At 32.7% G+C, this 19059-nt stretch carries 20 protein-coding genes; 16 read left to right on the forward strand and 4 right to left on the reverse strand.

All coding sequences use genetic code 11. The features are described from left to right. The first annotated feature begins 15 nt into the window (after positions 1 to 15). Positions 16 to 978, forward strand: coding sequence for a 6-phosphofructokinase (pfkA, locus tag HMPREF1983_RS05140; RefSeq protein ID WP_021753226.1), 963 nt, complete (start codon positions 16 to 18; stop codon positions 976 to 978). Positions 979 to 1071: 93 nt separating this feature from the next. Beyond that, positions 1072 to 2517 carry a pyruvate kinase gene (pyk, locus tag HMPREF1983_RS05145; protein WP_021753227.1) on the forward strand — a complete coding sequence of 482 codons (1446 nt, stop codon included), beginning with the start codon at positions 1072 to 1074 and terminating at the stop codon, positions 2515 to 2517. 250 nt (positions 2518 to 2767) lie between these two features. Here pyk and HMPREF1983_RS05150 read toward each other — a convergent pair whose 3' ends face one another. Beyond that, positions 2768 to 3781 carry a lactonase family protein gene (locus HMPREF1983_RS05150; protein ID WP_021753228.1) on the reverse strand — a complete coding sequence of 338 codons (1014 nt, stop codon included), beginning with the start codon at positions 3779 to 3781 and terminating at the stop codon, positions 2768 to 2770. A gap of 134 nt (positions 3782 to 3915) precedes the next feature. Between HMPREF1983_RS05150 and HMPREF1983_RS05155 the strand changes: the two genes are divergently transcribed. The 3 genes from HMPREF1983_RS05155 (at position 3916) to guaA (ending at position 8942) form a co-directional block, all read left to right on the forward strand. Beyond that, a complete protein-coding gene (locus tag HMPREF1983_RS05155; RefSeq protein WP_021753229.1) occupies positions 3916 to 4917 on the forward strand; it encodes a glycosyltransferase family 2 protein in 1002 nt (333 codons plus the stop codon). 2 nt (positions 4918 to 4919) lie between these two features. Continuing rightward, entirely contained in the window at positions 4920 to 6944 is a 2025-nt protein-coding gene (locus HMPREF1983_RS05160) for a glycosyltransferase family 39 protein (RefSeq protein WP_021753230.1), read from the forward strand. Between the two features lie 453 nt (positions 6945 to 7397). After that, positions 7398 to 8942 (forward strand): glutamine-hydrolyzing GMP synthase, encoded by a 1545-nt coding sequence (gene guaA / locus HMPREF1983_RS05165; RefSeq protein ID WP_021753231.1) that lies wholly within the window; start codon positions 7398 to 7400, stop codon positions 8940 to 8942. A gap of 220 nt (positions 8943 to 9162) precedes the next feature. Here guaA and HMPREF1983_RS05170 read toward each other — a convergent pair whose 3' ends face one another. The 3 genes from HMPREF1983_RS05170 to HMPREF1983_RS05180 are packed head-to-tail and all read right to left on the reverse strand — an operon-like array spanning position 9163 to position 10278. Beyond that, a complete protein-coding gene (locus HMPREF1983_RS05170; RefSeq protein ID WP_021753232.1) occupies positions 9163 to 9411 on the reverse strand; it encodes a hypothetical protein in 249 nt (82 codons plus the stop codon). A 48-nt stretch (positions 9412 to 9459) separates the two neighbouring features. After that, a complete protein-coding gene (locus HMPREF1983_RS05175) occupies positions 9460 to 9780 on the reverse strand; it encodes a TfoX/Sxy family protein (protein ID WP_021753233.1) in 321 nt (106 codons plus the stop codon). 54 nt (positions 9781 to 9834) lie between these two features. Then, a complete protein-coding gene (locus tag HMPREF1983_RS05180; RefSeq protein ID WP_021753234.1) occupies positions 9835 to 10278 on the reverse strand; it encodes a helix-turn-helix domain-containing protein in 444 nt (147 codons plus the stop codon). 285 nt (positions 10279 to 10563) lie between these two features. On the opposite strand from HMPREF1983_RS05180, the gene HMPREF1983_RS05185 reads away from it, so the two are divergent. From HMPREF1983_RS05185 to HMPREF1983_RS07575, 11 genes are all read left to right on the forward strand, one after another. Beyond that, positions 10564 to 10758, forward strand: coding sequence for a MerR family transcriptional regulator (locus HMPREF1983_RS05185; RefSeq protein ID WP_040461083.1), 195 nt, complete (start codon positions 10564 to 10566; stop codon positions 10756 to 10758). 2 nt (positions 10759 to 10760) lie between these two features. Next, positions 10761 to 10889 (forward strand): Arm DNA-binding domain-containing protein, encoded by a 129-nt coding sequence (locus HMPREF1983_RS08060; protein WP_021753236.1) that lies wholly within the window; start codon positions 10761 to 10763, stop codon positions 10887 to 10889. A 39-nt stretch (positions 10890 to 10928) separates the two neighbouring features. After that, a complete protein-coding gene (locus HMPREF1983_RS05190; protein WP_021753237.1) occupies positions 10929 to 11885 on the forward strand; it encodes a site-specific integrase in 957 nt (318 codons plus the stop codon). After that, complete coding sequence (locus HMPREF1983_RS05195; RefSeq protein ID WP_040461086.1) at positions 11878 to 12240, forward strand: plasmid mobilization protein; 363 nt, start codon at positions 11878 to 11880, stop codon at positions 12238 to 12240. Before HMPREF1983_RS05190 ends, HMPREF1983_RS05195 begins: the two co-directional genes overlap by 8 nt. A gap of 105 nt (positions 12241 to 12345) precedes the next feature. Continuing rightward, on the forward strand, positions 12346 to 13269 hold the full coding sequence (locus HMPREF1983_RS05200; RefSeq protein ID WP_021753239.1) for a hypothetical protein: 924 nt from the start codon (positions 12346 to 12348) through the stop codon (positions 13267 to 13269). Continuing rightward, entirely contained in the window at positions 13262 to 14653 is a 1392-nt protein-coding gene (locus tag HMPREF1983_RS05205) for a VapE domain-containing protein (RefSeq protein ID WP_021753240.1), read from the forward strand. Before HMPREF1983_RS05200 ends, HMPREF1983_RS05205 begins: the two co-directional genes overlap by 8 nt. 313 nt (positions 14654 to 14966) lie before the next feature. Next, positions 14967 to 15308 carry a plasmid mobilization protein gene (locus HMPREF1983_RS05210; protein ID WP_021753242.1) on the forward strand — a complete coding sequence of 114 codons (342 nt, stop codon included), beginning with the start codon at positions 14967 to 14969 and terminating at the stop codon, positions 15306 to 15308. A gap of 106 nt (positions 15309 to 15414) precedes the next feature. Beyond that, positions 15415 to 15639 (forward strand): helix-turn-helix domain-containing protein, encoded by a 225-nt coding sequence (locus HMPREF1983_RS05215; RefSeq protein ID WP_040461093.1) that lies wholly within the window; start codon positions 15415 to 15417, stop codon positions 15637 to 15639. Next, positions 15640 to 17664 carry a type I restriction-modification system subunit M gene (locus HMPREF1983_RS05220; RefSeq protein WP_021753244.1) on the forward strand — a complete coding sequence of 675 codons (2025 nt, stop codon included), beginning with the start codon at positions 15640 to 15642 and terminating at the stop codon, positions 17662 to 17664. Continuing rightward, positions 17658 to 18425 carry a restriction endonuclease subunit S gene (locus tag HMPREF1983_RS07570; RefSeq protein ID WP_021753245.1) on the forward strand — a complete coding sequence of 256 codons (768 nt, stop codon included), beginning with the start codon at positions 17658 to 17660 and terminating at the stop codon, positions 18423 to 18425. The genes HMPREF1983_RS05220 and HMPREF1983_RS07570 overlap by 7 nt, the downstream gene beginning before the upstream one ends. Positions 18426 to 18707: 282 nt before the next feature. Continuing rightward, positions 18708 to 19037: a restriction endonuclease subunit S gene (locus HMPREF1983_RS07575; RefSeq protein WP_021753246.1), complete on the forward strand. Its 330-nt coding sequence runs from the start codon at positions 18708 to 18710 to the stop codon at positions 19035 to 19037. Positions 19038 to 19059 lie beyond the last annotated feature (22 nt).

Genomic DNA, 19059 nt, shown 5'->3' on the forward strand with positions numbered 1-19059 from the left:
AGAAGGTAAGACTACATGAAAAAAATAGCAGTTTTAACAAGTGGTGGCGATGCACCGGGAATGAATGCGGCGGTGCGAGCGGTTGTAAGAACAGCGATTTATAACGGATTGGAAGTTTATGGAGTATACCAAGGCTATAAGGGATTAGTAGAAAATAATATAAAAAAATTAGAAGTCGGAGATGTAGGAGGTATTATTAACCGCGGTGGTACAATACTTTATTCAGCACGTCTTCCGGAATTTGCTGATCCGAAAGTTAGACAAATAGCTATTAAAAATTTAGAAAAATTAGGTATTGACGGATTAGTTGTTATCGGTGGAGATGGATCTTATCGTGGTGCGATGGAGCTTAGCAATGAGATGTCTATTAAAACAATCGGTATTCCCGGAACTATTGACAATGATATTTGCTGTACGGATTTTACCATCGGTTTTGATACGGCACTTAATACTATTGTTGATGCAATTGATAAAGTTCGTGATACAGCATCAAGCCATGAACGTGCGTTTATTATTGAAGTAATGGGTCGTAATGCGGGGGATTTGGCACTTCTTGCCGGTATTGCCGGAGGTAGCGAAAGTTTGTTGATTCCTGAAAAAAGAGAAGATATTTCTGATATTGTAAGCAGAATTAAAGCCGGCGAAAAACGAGGGAAAAAACATTCTATTATTGTCTTAGCAGAAGGTGTTATGGGTGGACAAGTTCTAGCCGCACAACTTAAAGAATTAACAGGTGAAGAAATTAGATGTACTATCTTAGGACATATTCAACGTGGAGGTACACCATCAGCAATGGATAGAGTATTGGCATCACGTTTTGGAAACTATGCGGTACAACTTTTACTGGCAGAAAAATCAGGTCGTGCTGTCGGTATTCAAAATAACAGATTAGTAAGTACACGTTTTGAAGATGTATTCAGTAACACACATGAAGTAGATTTAACAATTTACGATGTTTCTAAACAATTATCAATTTAAGAAATTATTTTGCAAAATAGTGAAATAATTTGAAAACATATTGAAAATACGATACAATAAGTGTTGGATAAAAGCTAAGAGGTAAAAAATTATATGATACAGAAAAAAACGAAAATTATTTGTACAATAGGTCCTAAATCAGAATCAAAAGAAAAATTAACCGAGATGGTAGAACTGGGAATGAATGTATGCCGTTTAAACTTTTCGCATGGAGATTATGCTGAGCATGGGGAACGTATTAAAGCGATTAAAGAAGTAAGAGAAGAAATGGGAGCCTGCCTTGCAATCTTATTAGATACAAAAGGGCCGGAAATTAGAACACATAATATGGAAAATGATGCGATTATCTTAGAAAAAGGAAAAGATGTTATCGTTTCGATGGAAGAAGTGTTGGGGACGGCGGATAAATTCTCAATTACTTATGGTGAATTGGTATACGACGTAAAAGCCGGAGATACTATTTTGTTAGATGACGGTTTAATCGGTTTAACAGTAAATAATGTAGATACAGCTTCCGGACTAATTTACACAACAGTTCAAAACGGCGGTGTGCTTAAAAACAAAAAAGGTGTAAATGTTCCGGGAGTTTCAACAAAATTACCGGGAATTACTGAAAAAGATGAAGAAGACATTCGTTTCGGTTGTAAAAATGATATTGATTTTGTGGCAGCATCATTTGTCCGTACAAAAGAAAATGTACTGGAAGTGCGACGCATTCTTAAAGAAGAAGGGTGCGACCATGTTCAAATTATTCCTAAAATTGAATGTCAAGAGGCTATTGATAATATTGATGAAATTATTGAAGTATCAGACGGTATTATGATTGCACGTGGTGACCTTGGAGTAGAAGTGCCGGCGGAAGAAGTACCGATTATGCAAAAATCAATTATTACTAAATGTAATCGTGCCGGTAAATTTGTAATAACAGCAACACAAATGCTTGATTCAATGCAGAAGAACCCACGTCCTACACGTGCGGAAGTATCAGATGTAGCGAATGCAATCTACGACGGAACTGATGCGATTATGTTATCAGGAGAATCAGCAGCCGGTGCTTATCCGGTAGAATCGGTTCGTACTATGGCAACCATCGCAAAACATACAGAAGAAATGCAAGATTATTCACGTATCTTAAAAGATCGTTCAAAAAAAATTGTATCAAAAGATATTACAAATGCTATAGGGGTGTCTGTAGGTTACACAGCGTTGAACTTAGACTTGCATACAATCGTAACATATACGGAGTCCGGACAAACAGCACGTTTAATTTCCAAATATAGACCAAATGCGTCAATTTTGGCAGTAACACCAAGCGAAAAAGTAGCACGTGGTTTAAGTCTTGTATGGGGAGTTGATGCGAAAATTTCAGAACAGGTAAAATCGACAGATGAAATGTTGGATACAGCGAAGAAAATTGCAGAAAAATCCGGATATGCTAAAAAAGGTGATGCAATCGTGATTACCGGTGGTATTCCTGTAAATACCTCAAGAAGTAACGTAGGATCTACTAACTTTTTAAAAGTATCTGTAATAGATTAATAATAAAACTTATACAAGGATCGGCTTATATTGGTAAGTCGGTCTTTTCGTATTTTGAAGTGAAATTCTTTATTGTAAGGAGTTGACTGGAGAAATCTGTCTTACTACTAATCATTATTAAGGAATTTATCAAAACTTACTACAAATAAAAAAGAAGTGCAAACTTCACTTCTTTTTTAGGTTATGGCAATATAAAAAACTAAAGAAAATGATTTTTATATTTACATAACACCATTTTATATGAATGCTTTTAATAAAATTTTACACAAACTGCTTCAGGTACCGGAAATTCTTTATCAACAGCTGTTAATTTACCTGTAATTGTGTTTACCGTATATGTTGTAATTGTTCCGCTTGTTTCATTTGTCGCAATGGCAAGATGGTTATCCTCACTCAAATTAAAATCACGTGGATTTTGCCCGTAGGTGCTTATAGTCTGAATATGGGTTAGGCTGCCGTTATTATTTCTAAAGACGACGATACTGTCTTGTCCACGGTTGGATACATATATGAAACGATTATTATTTGATATTTTTATGGCACTTCCCTTATTTTCTTTAAAAAAGTTAGCGGGTAGGGTCGCATAGTATGTAGGATTTGACAACTTGCCGTCGTCATAATCAAAAACTATAACTTCACTTGTAAGTTCAGTAATGACAAATGCGTGGGTTAGTGTATTGTCAAAGATAATATGACGAGGTCCGCTACCGTTTTTTACATAAGTGGTGTATCGTTTGGATAATATACCGTGTTCTAATGTGTATGTTGTGATTTCATCAGTACCTAAGTCACAGCTGAATACATATTTATTATCAGGTGTAAACCCTGAAAAGTGGACATGAGGCTTTTCTTGACGAGGGTGAATACTGCTGCCGAAGTGTATATCCGTAGATAAAAGTGAAGATAACTTGCCGTCTACTACGGAATAACTATCAATCGTTCCGGTGTGATAGTTAGCTGACAGTAAATACTTATTATCTCGGCTTATTTCTACATAGCAAGGGGGATTTCCCTCTTTTTCAACTGCTGTAAGTTCTTCTAATATCCCATCAGGTAAAATTTTAAAACTTGTTACGGCACCGTTCTTATCTTTTTTTGATACGCTGTACAAATATTGTTTATCTGTAGAAAAATCCAAGTATGTCGGATTTTCTATCTTGGCTGCCGATTCAATATTTTTAACTTTTCCCTGAAGATCCAATTCTACTTTATAAATACCTTGACTTTCCTTTTTCGTATATGTTCCTATATAGGCTTTTGGCATAAATTATCTCCTAAACTGTTGTAATTAATTTACATTATATCATTTTATTTATTACTCTGCTAATAAATGAAAAAATTTTCAAACTATGCTATAATAACTAAGATATATAAACCTTTAAGAATAGGGGAATGATAATGAGTAGAACACTAGACAGAACAAAAGATATTTTTTTAGACACAATGCTTTTGGGAAATGAAATTTTAATTAAACGAATAAAAATATCAGGAAAAACTAAAATAACAGTTGTTCTTGCAGCATTTAGAAGTATTAGTAGATTACGTGATGTATTAGCAAATGTTTTTAATCAAACAATGCAAGAATTTGAAGTGATAATTATTGATGATTCAACCGAACAGAAAATAGAGGAATTTATTGCAAATCATGATAACAGTAAGATTAATTACATTAAAAAGCAACTAGGGTCAAATGCCGTCGCAAAAAATTGTGCATTGGAATTTGCTAAAGGAGAGTATGTGATTTTTCTCGAGGAAAATATAAATTTTGAGAAAAATTATTTTGAAAAATTATATTTCTCAGCAAACAATAATTCCTTAGATATAGCCGTTGCAACTAGAAAAAATTATAATATCGTATTAGAAAATAAAGTAACTACGGGAGTACATTATTTAACAACTGAAATTAAAATGTTTAAAAATGATATAGATTATAATTTAACCTCTTGTTTATTTAAGAAAAAATTTCTTGATGTTTATAATCTTCAGTTCCAAGAAGATATGTTGGCATTGGAGAATTTATATTTTAAACTGAAAACATTCGATCTCGCTATGAAAGTCTGTCAAAGTGACAAATGTAGTTATAGAGAATTAACGGAGCAAAAAACTGTTCGTAATCAGGCGATGATTTCAGCTTCAACAAGAAGAATAATGAATGCTACTGAAAGAATAGAAGTATTTAAAAAAGGAAAAAAATACGAAGAAAGTCTTAATTTGTTATGCGGTTATTTATGGCTTGATGTACTTCGTATGTATGATAATATGGAAGAAGAAGTAGAATTAGTTCAATTAATAAAAACAAAGAAACATTATTTTGCTACCGACAGTTTTATAAATAAAATGTTATTAAATATATCGCCGATAGTATTTGCTAGTCATTTAAATCGAAAAGAAAGGGGATAGTAATGAGAAAAATTTTACATAATGTGTTTGCATATGTTTTTATCGGACTTTTTACGATAGTGCTTATTTGGGCATATGTTGCACCATTTGTTTATGAGCGTATTCTCAATCCGCTTGCTTTATTATTAGGTGTTCCGGTGTTCTTTATGTTATTTATATACGGGGCAAAAAAAATATTAAACACAGATGAAGAATTGTTAAAAAAATACAATAGAATTATTGTTGTGGTATATTTAATATTTCAAGCTATTATTTTATCAATGGATACGTTGAATTTCTCCGATGGTGCTGAAATAGAAAACGAATCACATTATATGTTAAACTATGGAAAGTTTTCAGGTGAACGTTATTTTTTAGTCTATCCGAATAATATTAATCCCACGATTATTTTATATTGGATATATCGTATAGCCGGGGCATTACATATATCAGAAGTATGGGCATTACATATTTTTTGTTTTGCTATTACTTCAGTTACAATGTATTTAACGTTTAAAACGGCAGGAAAGTTGTTATCAAAGCAAAAACAAACAATTATATTGGCGCTGATGTTATTATATATTCCATTTCAAATGTATAGTTTATTTTACTATTCAGATAGTTTAATGGTTATTATGGTATCCCTTATCATTTATGTACTTATTCCGTTTGACGGCAGTTTTATTTTTAGGACAAAACATATTGTAGCAGTTGCTATATTAATCGCTTTTGGGTGGAATTTACGTTCAAATATTATTATAGTTTTGCCTGCTCTTATTGTTTATCTATTGTTTTTCAAATGGTATAAAAATTTAATGATATTACTCTTAACTTTTGCTATATCGTTTGTGATTTTTGGTAAAGGGTTTGATATGCTGTGGAATCACTATGGTTTTATTCAAGATGCAGGATACAAATTTCCGATGTTACATTGGGTAATGATGGGGATGAGTATTCAAGGGGGAAGTTATAACTGGCAGGATTTTCAATTTACATATCTTAGTCAAAATAAAGCGGCGGATGATTTAGGATTATTCTTTAATCGTCTGACACATAGACCGTTATTTTTAAATTTATTGGTATTTGTCTTAAAAATACGTGGTAATTGGAGTGACGGGACTATAAATTATACCAACGGAACACGTGCTTTACGTGACGGCGACGGTTTTTTGTGGCAGCTATTTTATGGCAGTAATAACAGCTTTTTTGTCTATATTTCACAGATGATATATGTTGTTATAATTTTTGGTATGGCTTATTATATCTACAAGCGACGTAAAGAATATATTACATCGTGTTTCTTATTCCAAATTATTATATTCGGAGTATTTATGTTCCACTTAATTTGGGAAGCTAAACCTCGCTATGTTTACGCTTGGATGCCGATTATTTTTATACTTGGAGCAAAAGGACTAATACTCTTTGCTGAACGTTATGAAACAACTATTTTTGATCGTTATAAGAAAAAATTATATATTTCATTTGCTGTTGTTTTTGCCTTGCAAATTGGAACGGACAGCTTTTTACGTCCATCTTATTCAATGAATTTAGATTATGATTCACGTGTGATTAACGGAATCAGCATTTATGCAACGGATAACTATTTAAGAGACGGTATTGTCAGGGTAAATAAAGATACTGAGGTAGAACAAACATTTGAGGCAACTCGCAGTTTCAATTATATTCGAGGTTATATTTCATCATATGATGAGAAAAATAATTCACGTTATAAAGTTGAGATTATTGATAAAAAAAATAATAAAGTAGTAAGAGAACATACATTTATTTATCGTGAGTTGTATTGGGAGATACCACTACAAACTTATACATTACGTTGGTATTTTGATGATTTACCGGCAGGTGATTATGCAGTGAAATTTTCACAAATAGAAACTGAAAACAATGGCAGTATCGTCATATCAAGCGTACCGAATGAAATGGTTGATATGTACGAAGCCGGAAAACTTTACATCAACGGAGCAGACCAGAATAAAAAAGATTTATCATTGCAAATAGGGCACCGCTATAAAAAACTATGGTGGTATTAATATAAACTTTATTTTATGGAAATTAGAAAGATAAATATAATAAATTCTAATCTTATAATAATGAAGAATGAAAAAATATTGCAGTAACTTTTAAAGTTTTATATAAAATATAGAGTATGATAAAAATGCTAGGTAAATATAATTACTTAGCATTTTTTGATTTAAACTAACCTATATAAATAAATGATAATAAGACTTTTATATTATTGCAGTTTTAAAAACAAATGAATATTTCAGAAATTTTCCTAAATAAAATAGTTTCCTAGTATTGTGCAAGATAAGTAAAATTTGATATATTTGTATTAAGAGATTATTCGTTATTTAGTTGAAATTTTATATTATAAACTAAATTTCACTAAAATAACTCAGCATTTTCCGTATTAAAGTTTTACATATTTCATATTAATTGATATAATGGTAAAGTATTATTTATAAAAAACTAGGAGGAACGCTGTGAAACACGAATTTATATTAGTTCTTGATTTTGGAAGTCAGTATAATCAACTTATTACACGTCGTGTACGTGAGTTAGGTGTTTATTCTGAGTTACATGATAATGAAATATCAATTGATGAAATTAAAAAAATGAATCCTAAAGGTATCATTTTATCAGGTGGACCGAATTCTGTATATGAAAAAAATTCGTTAACTATTGATGATGAGATATTTAACTTAGGTATTCCGGTGTTAGGTATTTGCTACGGTATGCAGCTTATGCAGCATAAATTAGGCGGTAAAGTGGAATCAGCTACAAGCAGAGAATACGGTGCACATAATATCAATGTAGTAACAGGCGCTAAATTGTTTGAAAATACGCCGGTCACTCAACAAGTGCTGATGAGCCACTCTGATAAAGTAGTTTCTTTGGCTTCAGGATTTAAGACTGTAGCAACAAGTGATAATTGTCCAATAGCCGCAGCAGAAAATGTAGAAAAAGGATTCTATTGTTTCCAATTTCATCCCGAAGTGCGTCACTCTGAATATGGTTATAAGTTATTGGAAAATTTTATCCGTAATGCTTGTCATTGCACTGAAAACTGGACTATTCAAAATTTTATTGAGGAAAAAATTGGAGAAATTCGTGCAGAAGTTGGAAATAAAAAAGTATTATGTGCCTTATCAGGCGGGGTTGATTCATCTGTTGTTGCCGCATTATTAGACAAAGCAATAGGAGAACAACTTATATGTATGTTTATTGATCATGGATTACTTCGAAAAGGCGAAGCCGAGGGTGTTATGTCTACATTTAGTAAAGAAGTTGCCGGCGGTTTCAATATGAATTTAATAAAGGTTGATGCTAAAGAGCGTTTCTTAGGAAAACTTAAAGGGGTTAGTGATCCGGAACAAAAACGTAAAATTATCGGAAATGAATTTGTTTATGTTTTTGACGAAGAGTGTGCTAAATTACATGATGTACCATTTTTAGCACAAGGAACACTTTACACGGATGTCATAGAATCAGGAACGAAAAATGCCCAAACGATAAAGTCGCATCACAATGTAGGCGGACTTCCCGAAGACATGCGTTTCAAACTAATTGAACCTTTAAATACATTGTTCAAAGATGAAGTTCGCGCATTAGGAGAAGCTCTAGGCTTACCACATGAAATTGTCTGGCGTCAGCCATTTCCGGGGCCGGGATTAGGTATTCGTGTTTTAGGAGAAGTAACGGAAGAAAAACTTCAAATCGTTAGAGATAGTGACTTTATTCTGCGTGATGTTATCGCTAAACGTGGCTTAGAAGGAGAAATCTGGCAATATTTTACGTGTCTTCCGGAAATTCGCTCAGTAGGGGTTATGGGAGATGTGAGAACTTACGATTATACAGTTGCTGTTAGGGCGGTAACAAGCATTGACGGTATGACAGCAAGCTGGGCGCATATACCATTTGAAGTTCTTGAAGAAATTTCAGCCCGTATAGTAAACGAAGTAGCTCATGTTAATCGTGTAGTCTATGATATTACAAGTAAGCCGCCAGCAACGATTGAGTGGGAGTAGAGCAGATTCTCTCGAAAATGGCTTAAAATCAAGGCTTATAGCCTATTGAAATTAGCAACTGGGACAAAATTGGGTAAAGATTTTAAAAAGAATAATCTCAGTAATTGTTCAAAGTGGCTTGCAATTGAATATAAAAAATCAGACCGTAGCTTGATTGTTACGGTCTTTTTGTGGTTCATTAGGATATATATTGTTAAGCGAAATTTGGACAAACTGGGATTTATTTGCGATGAGATTGCATTCTTTCTATACCTTCTGAATATTCTAAAAGCTTAACAATTAGTGGATTATCAAACTCCCATTGGTCAATTATATATCTTGGATAAGAAAGTACATATGTAGGATTTTTTTCTAATTGCTTAAGTTCAAATAAAATTTGTTGAAGATTATTAATTCTCCATTCATCTAAATCCATCATGTTATTTTTTATCTCATTTTGTACAAGTTCCTGTATTTCTTTATTTTTCATTAAGTCCTCTAAATTCAAATTTCCCAGCTCTACAAGCGAAGGATTTAGTTATTTCTTCTTTTTGGGTTTTGGTGCAGGTAATTCATCATACATTGAATTGAATAAGTCAGTTAGAAATTCTTTGTTATCTACATCATCTACCAACAACATTTCCTTTGCTCCATCATATGGTAACTCATACTTTGCATTTGGCATATATGCTATTGCAGATTTAACAGGCTTCACTAAAAACCTATCATCATAAATTCCACCAACAATTTTTCCACGATAATAAACAATATATTCGCCCATCATTGATCTATATGTTATTTCTTCCAACTCGGATAGTTGTTCTAAAATGAAATCTAAATATTCTTTACTTGAAGCCATGACTTCACCTCACAAATTCTAATTTGCTAAATAATAGCCTTCTAATCATTTGTATTATTTTTTGTTTTTCTTCAAAAACCTTGATTTTTTAGGAAACGATAGTTTCCAGTCTTCTAATTCTTCATCAGAGATTTCTCCGTTATAATGCTTTTTTCTCATCTCATCCCACTCTACTAAAAAATCATCAAAGTGAGGATTATGAGATAAAAGGACGGTTGGTTCGCCTTGACCTGTAAGCGGTCTAAATTTCATTTCCTTTTCGTAGTCAAAAATGATATGCATTATTTCAAAAATAGAATTAGGTTCATGGTCAATTAAAGCAGATATATCACACTCAAGAGCATCTGCAATCTTTCTTAGTTGTTCTATATTTGGGGATCTATTTCCCAATTCATAATTACGAATTGCAGCATCAGTTAATCCGGACATGATGGCAAGTTCTTTTTGTGTTAGTTTCCTAAACAAACGAATTTGTTTTAATTTCTTACCGGAAATCATTTCAGGACTCCTCTCTTAAAAATTCTTTTATATTCTATCATAAATAATCACAAAACACAACACAAACGTTCTGTTTAATATTTCGGATAACGCATTAATATCAGCAATAATAGAAGAAAATATTTTATAATAGCTCTTGACAGAACGAAAACGAACTATTATAATACGGATATACAGTTCAGATACGAACTGTTAAAGCGCAAGATATTTAGATTGACGCTCGTCCTATCTCAAGACATGGATGCAGAACCTTGCAAAAACTATGAATTGAAAGGAGGGCTAAAAATGCAAAAGATATTCATGACAGCAAAAGAAGTTCAAGATTTTTTGGAAGTCAGCAGAACGACTGCATATCAGCTGATCAACGAAATGAATCAGGAACTTACAAAGCTCGGCTATCGAGTACAAAGAGGCAAAGTGAATCGACAGTATTTCATGGAAAAGTATTGCTATGGGAAAGAAGTTAGAAAAGAGGTGTAAAGGTGGGTGCATATAGAGATGAAAATAAAAACGGCACTTGGTATTGCAAGTTCAGCTATGTGAATTGGAAAGGTGAGAAGCTAAACAAGAAAAAAAGAGGGTTTTCAACAAAGAAGGAAGCATTGAATTGAGAAAAAGAGTTTTTATCACAGCAAGCCGGAACGGTTGAAATGACTTTTCGAGAGTTCTTTGAACTTTATAAAAGGGATAAAAAACCTCGTATCAGAGAAAATACTTGGCGTACGAAAGAAGCTATTGTTACAACAAAAATAATGCCATATTTGGGTGATTTACTTATGAATAAAATCAGCAATGTAGCGATTATCCAGTGGCAGAATGAATTGATGAAAATCAAAGATGATAGAGGTCAAACTTATTCGCCGACATACCTTCGCACAATCCATGCTCAACTTAGCAGTATTTTGAATCATGCTTGCAGATACTACAACTTGAAAACTAATGTTGCCAGAGATGTTGGAACTATGGGAGAAAAAGAAGCGGATGAAATGCTATTTTGGACACAGGAAGAGTATGAAGCTTTTATCAAGGCAGTTAAGGATAAACCGCATTCATATTATGCCTTTGAAATTCTATATTGGTGCGGACTTCGGATGGGAGAGCTTCTTGCCTTGACTAAAGAGAAATTTGATTTTAAGACAGGAACCATAAAAATTGATGAATCTCTACAAAGGATTGATGGAAAGAATATTATCACTCCACCAAAAACGAAGAAGAGCATTCGGAAAGTAGCTATGCCGGATTTCTTGGCTGAAGAAATCAAAATATACTTGAATGGTTTTTATAAATTAAAGTCAAAGGATTTGATATTTACATTTTCAAAGAGCTTCCTTCATCACGAAATGGATAGAGGAGCGAAGAAAGCTAATGTAAAAAGGATAAGGGTGCATGATTTGAGACATTCTCATGTATCTCTTCTAATTGAACTTGGTTTTTCTGCAACAGCTATCGCTGATAGAGTCGGGCATGAGTCAATTGATATTACCTACAGATATGCACATCTTTTTCCTAGTAAGCAGAAAGAAATGGCAGATTCGCTAACACAGGTGAGAGTAAAAACAAAAAATGATTGGGAAGATTTATTGAAAGAGGATGAAGAAAATGTTTAGACCGGAATCTCTACAAAAAAGGACAAAGCAGATTAAAGAAAAGAAGATAAAGAACGAGAAAAACAGAAAGCGTAATCGCATCTTGAATTTCAGAGTTTCTCAGGAAGAATATGATTTGATAAATAAGCAAGTCGAAATAAGCGGACTGTCAAAACAGGACTACTTTATACAACTTCTTGGTGAACACAAGATAAATATTACAGCTGATTATAGAGTTTTAGATGCCATAGCAAAAGAGATATTTCAGTTGGCAAGAGTAATTAAAAAGTTCGGAAAATTAGATGAAGAAGCACAGGACATTTTGCTGTATGTTTTGGAGATTTATGAAGAGATTAAACAAGAAAAAAGCCTTTAGCCAAAAGACCAAAGGCAAGATGAAAGTACAACTTGGTGTTTCATCCCTGACAAGATTATTTTATCAGGTTGTACTTTTGTCATCAACTATAGATTGGAGGACAACATGATAAAAGCGGAACAGTATAAACAAAATATTCCGATGGAATTAAGACAGTATAAACAATGGTTATGGTTTAAGAGAATCAGAAAAATAGATTTGAAAGGGAAGGAAAAAATACTCAAGCTTCCTGTGAGTCCAATTACTTTCAAATCTGATGACTGGAATAATAAAGAACAATGGGCAGATTTTGAAACAGCTGTTAATAATATAGAGGGTAGTGGCTCAGATGGATTGTCTTTTGTACTAAGCATGGATGATCCATTTCTTTGTATTGACTTGGATAATGTATCTTGTGATATGAGAGAAAGGTTTTTCAGAGATTTTCATGACACTTATATTGAAATTTCTCAATCCGGTAAAGGACTTCATATTTTTGTAAAAGGGGAAATTGCTGACAATTTCAATAACCAAATTGAGAAAGTGGAAATGTATCAAAACAACAGATGTATCGCTATGACTGGAAATAGCATTGATGGAATATCAAATAACATCATAGATAAGCAGAGTGAGATTAATAGATACTATGAGTGTTTTGCGCCTAAAAAGAGCGTTAGAGAGCAAATAAGAGCTTATCAATCAGATAATGATACACTGCCTGATACACCTAAAATCATAGAAACAATGTGTAAGCATAATAGAAAAGCTAAAGGTTTATTTGAAGGAACAATAGCAAGCGCAGATGCCAGCAAAGATGATTTTTTGCTGTTGCTATTATTAAATAGCTATACACATGGTGATGAAGCTTTGATGAAAGAGATATTTTTAATGTCTGCCTTAAATCGGAGCGATGACAGAAGCAAAAGAAAAAATGAAGCAGCTTATATCAAATATTTGGAAGATAGTATCAAAAAAGCTACTCAGTATGGAAATAAAAGATACTGGGATTATAACTATCACAGAAAAAGTGTAGGTGATAACCGTGAATGACTGGCTCAAATTTAGTGATGATGAATTATCAGATTACCTAAATAGAGAACTTGAATATACCGATAAGGGACAATTAAAAAGTAATACTACTAATCTAATCACTGTGCTTGTAAATCCGTTGTTCTGCAAAGAAGAGAAGATAATAGACGGAACAATTTTCTTTGATACATGCAGCTTGACAGTCAGGTTTTTCGGAACGCTTAAGGGAGAAAAACAGAAAGAAAATGAAATCAGAAAATGGAATGACCATTTAACAAATCTTTTAGGTGTGGAAATCGAAAGAGAATTTGGAATTAAGTATTCTAAAAACCGAATGGATGATGCCATAACCTTTATCGCTCATAAAAGAGCGGTAAATCTTCCTGCTATGTATATGAAGTCGCTTCCCTATGATGGTGAGAGGTATATTTCAAAATTGCTTCCAAAATATCTTGGAGCAGAAGATACAAAATTAAATGCCTGGATTATGGAACATATGTTAGTTGGGATGGTAAAAAGAGTTTTTAATCCCGGATGCAAGTTTGATGAGCTGATGGTTCTTACGGGAATTCAAGGTGTAGGCAAAACCAGTTTTATAGAGAAGCTGGCATTATTTTCCGAATGGTATTGCTCATTAAATAATATCAAAGGTAAGGATGCAGTCAGTAATCTTGTTGGAAAAGTTGTAGTGGAATTGGAAGAATTTGTAGCTCTTAGGAATGCGAAAAGTGCTGATGAAGCTAAGCTGTTTATATCGGCAAGAACAAGTACCGTAAGGCTTCCATACGAGCGGTTTTCTGCTGATGTAAAGAGAACTTGTATCTTGATTGCTACTACAAATGATGCGACTTTTTTAGGAGATTTTTCCGGAGAAAGACGGTATCTACCTGTGAAAGTGAATAGCGAAAATATTGAATTACCAATCATGTACGATGTAGAAAAATTTCCTGTACTGGAAACTATCACAAGAGAAGAGCATCGTAATATTGTTCAACATGATTTTGAGGGAACTATCGCAGAAGCGGTATATCTTTATGAAAACAAACTTCATGATTTCTATTTACCTAAGGAGTTGCGTTCAGATTTGGATTTTGTTATTCAAACCCATAAGAGTGAGAACAGGCATGTACAAAATTTCTTGGACTTTATGGAATGGAAATCTACAAAATCAGACACTCCAGATTTGCTATGCTCTGCTGAATTTACAAGTAGATACCCTGAAACCAATGAAAAAGTATTTTCGGAATTGATGGCGAACGAAATGGTAGATGACTGGAAACTTGAACCATCTGTAAAAAGCAAGAAGGTAAGAATTGACGGAGTGGTTCGGGTTAGTAAGAAGTTTTATAAACGAAATATTAATACAGATTTTGTTGAGGTTAATGCAGAGGACATACCATTCTAATAGTTTTGAAAAAGTCCGCTACCGCTACTTTGCTACCCGTAAGATAAGGTAGTGAGGTAGTGGTAGCGACAATTTTTAACTTTTATAGATTTTACGGAAATAAAACAGGAAGTATTTCTGTGATAGTTAAGACTATGAAAAAGCTTGATAAATGGAATGCGACATTAACTTTAATAGCAAGCACAGTAAGTGTGTGTACACTTACGAAAAAATGACTTCAGAAATCACATCGGAGATTTAATTTCGATCAACATTTTTAGCTTGTTAGGGAGAACCCTAAGACCCCAAAAACTATTAGAAGGAGTAAATTAAAATGGCAAACAGAAAGAGAAATGTAAGGTTGAGATTTGACTTAACAGATAAAGAAAAAGAATTATTTGAAAGGAAAAAGGAAGAAAGCGGAGCAAAAAGCATGAGCCACTTTATACGGAAAACAGTTTTGGAAAAGGAAATTTATGAAGTTGACTTGAAGCCTTTGAGAGATTTATACATAACATTATTCGCTGCCACAAATAAATTAAATCAGATTGCCAAGAGAGTAAATCAAACAGGAGTAATTTATAAAAATGATATTGATGATATGAAAAAATCTATCGAAAAGTTCTCAAAAGAGCAAGGGGCTATACATTCGTTGTTGCTGAGAAGGGCGAAATGATTTACAACGAATGAAGCAATAATAACTTTTTACAGCTGTATATTTTAACAGTTGTAAGAAGTTATTAGATATGGTATAATATTTTAAAATATAGGAGGTATAAGTGGTGAGTAATGAAATTAAATTTTTAATAGATGATGTGCTTAGTGAAAAGAAATTGAGTAAAAACTGGCTAGAAGAAAATGCTAAGTTACAAAGAAGTCAGTTAAACTCCTATGCAAATAACAAAGTGAAAAGAATAGATCTTGATGTATTAGCAAGGATATGCATTGCGTTGAATGTTGAGGTTGGAGATATTATGAAAATTCAACATAAAATCGGAGGAAGATAAATGGAAACGAAAGTGGTAATTATTCCAGATGGTAAAATCTGTGATTATATTGATGGTAAATTTAGAAATGATACGCCAGAAGAATATGTAAGACAAACTGTTGAAAAAAGACTTGTCAATGAACATAAATACTCAAGAGACAGAATATGTGTTGAATATACTGTCCAAATAGGTTCTGGGAAGAAAAGAGCAGACATTGTAATTTTTCCTGATGAAGAAACAGATAAAAAACAAGAAAATATTAAGATAATAATTGAATGTAAAAGTGAAAAGATAGAAGCTAATAATGCTAAGGATGGCGTGGCTCAATTAAAATCATATATGTCCGCTTGCCCCAATGCTGAATGGGGGATGTGGACAAATAGTAAAGAAAAGTTTGTCTTTAAAAAATTTACTGATGATAAAGGTGTAATTCAGTTTATGGATTACAATGATATACCATCTGAAGATGGCAATATTGATGATATCAATCGTCCGAAGAGAGCTTCACTTAAGAATGCATCAGATGACAATCTTTTATTTACATTTAAGACTTGCCACAATCACATTTATGTAAATGAAGGAATGCAGAAACAGCCAGCATTTTTTGAGTTGCTTAAAGTTATTTTTTGCAAAATTGAAGATGAAAGAAATATCCCCAAGGCTCTTGAGTTTTACGCAACGAGTGAAGAGCGATCTAATTCAGATGGACAATTGACGGTTAAAAATGGAATTGAAAAAATATTTGACCGCGTAAAAAAAGAAAAAAAGAATGCAAAAATTTTTGATCCTAATGACACTATAAAACTTAACCCAAGAACATTATCATATATTGTTAGTGAAATTCAAAAATACAGCTTACTTAATACAAGAATTGACATTAAAGGAAAAGCTTACGAGGAAATTGTTGGTGCAAATTTGCGTGGCGATAGGGGAGAGTTTTTTACACCAAGAAATGTTATGGCGATGGTAGTAGAAATGATAAATCCAACTATCGACGAAAAGGTATTGGATTCTTCTTGTGGGACAGGCGGGTTTTTGGTAACTGCAATGACCTATGCAATGAAGCAACTGAAGATAGAATTTGAAAAAGAAACTGGCAAGTTAAAATCTGAATGGAACGATTTTGAAAAGAAAGCCTTTCAAGACAAAATTTCAGATATGGCTATGAACAATTATTTTGGATTTGATATAAATCCTGATTTAGTTAAAGCTACAAAAATGAATATGGTAATGAATAATGATGGCAGTGGTAATATTTTGCAGAATAATTCTTTACTTCAACCGCATGAATGGACAGATGATTTTAAAACAAGATTGTCAGCAGCGTTGCAGATAGATAAGAAAACACTCATCAATAAAGATAGTATAGGATACTTTGATGTTATTGTTACAAATCCACCATTCGGAAGTAAGATTCCAATTAAAGACCATGCCATATTAAGCCAATTTGATTTGGCAAAAATTTGGAAGCAAGATAAGAAAACTGGTAAATGGACTATTACTGATAGATACCAATCTTCAGTATCACCAGAAATTTTATTTATAGAACGTTGCTATCAATTTTTAAAACCAGGTGGAAGAATGGGAATTGTACTCCCTGATGCTTTACTTGGTTCACCGGGAACAGGTTATATAAGAGAATGGTTAATCAAAAATACTAAAATCATTGCAAGTATTGACTTGCATGAAGATACATTCCAACCAAGGAATGGTACTCAAACTTCCGTGTTGATTTTACAAAAGAAAACTGAAGAAGAAATTTCAAAAGAAGAAACAACTGGGCAAATGGCAGATTATAATATCTATATGGCTATAGTTGATAAAATTGGACATGATAAGAGAGGCAATACACTTTTCAAGAGAGATAATGATGGAAATGAGATTATGGTTTCGGAAAAACAAAACATATATAAACTTGATGAAACATCGTCAGGATCTAAAACTGCTCAAATGGAAAGTAGAGAAAAAGTTGTTGATGATCAAACAGTACTTGTTCCAAATATTTTTAGAAAATGGAAAATAAATGAGGGAATATCATGGTAAATTCAGTGGCTAAAAAATTAGAAAAAGAATTTATAGAAATAATTAATCTCCCTAAAGATGATATAAGTTGGTCTAGTGTATCTTTAAGTGAAGTATTAGAAAGAGATAATAGGCTTGAAGCTTCAACTTTTAATATAGATAGAACTCATTCGATACAACTTTTAGAAAATAGTAAATATGATTTAGTACTTTTAGGGACAAAGGAAATTGGCTTTAAGGATTGTTTTTATGGACCAAGAGCAAAAAGAAACTATTTGACAAATATAGATAGCACATCAATAGGATTTCTTGGTAGTTCAGAGATGTTAGACATATATCCAAATCCTGTTAAATTTGTTTCTCATGATAATTCTATGGTAGATTCTCTTTCTTTAACTGAAGGAACAATATTAATATCTCGCTCAGGGACTATAGGTAATGTAACTTTTGTTGGTCAAACATTATCAAAATTTTTAGTAAGCGAGCATGCAATTAGATTGGTTATGAACGAATTTCCAGGATTCGTGTATACTTATTTAAAAACTGATGTCGCACAAAATTTGCTCCACGCTGAAAAATTTGGTTCAGTAATTTTAGAAATAGAACCTGATGCTTTAAAAAACATGTTGATTCCCAATGCACCTGCCTTAATTAAGAAGAAGATACATGATTTAATAATGGATTCGTATGCTAATAGAGATGAATCAAATCGTCTTATAGATGAAGCTACAAAAATAATGATAGAAGAATTAGAACTTCCACCTATTGATGATTTAAAGTAAGAAGCTTTTTCATACAGTAGGGAAATCAACTCTTTTTCAACTAAATTAAGTGATTTAGACGGAAGATTAGAGGGAAGTTACCATATTCCTTTAATCGAAGTTATTGAAAGATATATAAGTAAAAAAGCAATTGTAAAAAATTTGAATAGTGAAGATATTACAGAAAAAATAATATTACCAGGAAGGTTCAAACGGGTTTATGTGGAAAAAGGAAACTGAAAAGTATTTATAGGAGGAAAAGAAATAAATCAGCTTGATCCTGAGAACAAAAAATATCTTTCCTTGGCTCATCATTCAGATAGAATAAAAAAGGAACTCAATATTATTAAAGGTATGGTTCTTGTAACTTGCAGTGGCACTATAGGTAAAGTTGCTTTAGTTCCTGAACATTGGAATAATTGGACCTTGAATCAACATGTTATGAGAATTGTAAGTAAGGAACAATATTATGCATTGATTTTCACATGGTTAAATTCAGAATATGGAAAAGAATTAATAAGAAGACAAACCTACGGTTCAGTCGTAAATGAAATTACAGATAAACAATTAGGGGCTATAGGTATTCCTATTTTTAAAGAGGATACTATAAATAATTCAATTATAAGTGATTAGGCTACAATAAACTAGACAGATA

It is taken from the genome of Gemella bergeri ATCC 700627, from assembly GCF_000469465.1.
GTDB classification, from domain to species: Bacteria; Bacillota; Bacilli; order Staphylococcales; family Gemellaceae; genus Gemella; species Gemella bergeri.

Bases quoted from the DNA above. Each gene is read 5' to 3' on its own strand.
- HMPREF1983_RS05220 (WP_021753244.1), top strand. From the start codon at position 15,640: ATGGAAACGAAAGTGGTAATTATTCCAGATGGTAAAATCTGTGATTAT.
- HMPREF1983_RS05150 (WP_021753228.1), bottom strand. From the start codon at position 3,781: ATGCCAAAAGCCTATATAGGAACATATACGAAAAAGGAAAGTCAAGGT.
- HMPREF1983_RS05175 (WP_021753233.1), bottom strand. From the start codon at position 9,780: ATGGCTTCAAGTAAAGAATATTTAGATTTCATTTTAGAACAACTATCC.
- HMPREF1983_RS07570 (WP_021753245.1), top strand. From the start codon at position 17,658: ATGGTAAATTCAGTGGCTAAAAAATTAGAAAAAGAATTTATAGAAATA.
- HMPREF1983_RS05185 (WP_040461083.1), top strand. From the start codon at position 10,564: ATGCAAAAGATATTCATGACAGCAAAAGAAGTTCAAGATTTTTTGGAA.
- pfkA (WP_021753226.1), top strand. From the start codon at position 16: ATGAAAAAAATAGCAGTTTTAACAAGTGGTGGCGATGCACCGGGAATG.
- HMPREF1983_RS05200 (WP_021753239.1), top strand. From the start codon at position 12,346: ATGATAAAAGCGGAACAGTATAAACAAAATATTCCGATGGAATTAAGA.
- HMPREF1983_RS05190 (WP_021753237.1), top strand. From the start codon at position 10,929: ATGACTTTTCGAGAGTTCTTTGAACTTTATAAAAGGGATAAAAAACCT.
- HMPREF1983_RS05155 (WP_021753229.1), top strand. From the start codon at position 3,916: ATGAGTAGAACACTAGACAGAACAAAAGATATTTTTTTAGACACAATG.
- HMPREF1983_RS05170 (WP_021753232.1), bottom strand. From the start codon at position 9,411: ATGAAAAATAAAGAAATACAGGAACTTGTACAAAATGAGATAAAAAAT.
- HMPREF1983_RS05195 (WP_040461086.1), top strand. From the start codon at position 11,878: ATGTTTAGACCGGAATCTCTACAAAAAAGGACAAAGCAGATTAAAGAA.
- HMPREF1983_RS05210 (WP_021753242.1), top strand. From the start codon at position 14,967: ATGGCAAACAGAAAGAGAAATGTAAGGTTGAGATTTGACTTAACAGAT.
- pyk (WP_021753227.1), top strand. From the start codon at position 1,072: ATGATACAGAAAAAAACGAAAATTATTTGTACAATAGGTCCTAAATCA.
- HMPREF1983_RS05180 (WP_021753234.1), bottom strand. From the start codon at position 10,278: ATGATTTCCGGTAAGAAATTAAAACAAATTCGTTTGTTTAGGAAACTA.
- HMPREF1983_RS05160 (WP_021753230.1), top strand. From the start codon at position 4,920: ATGAGAAAAATTTTACATAATGTGTTTGCATATGTTTTTATCGGACTT.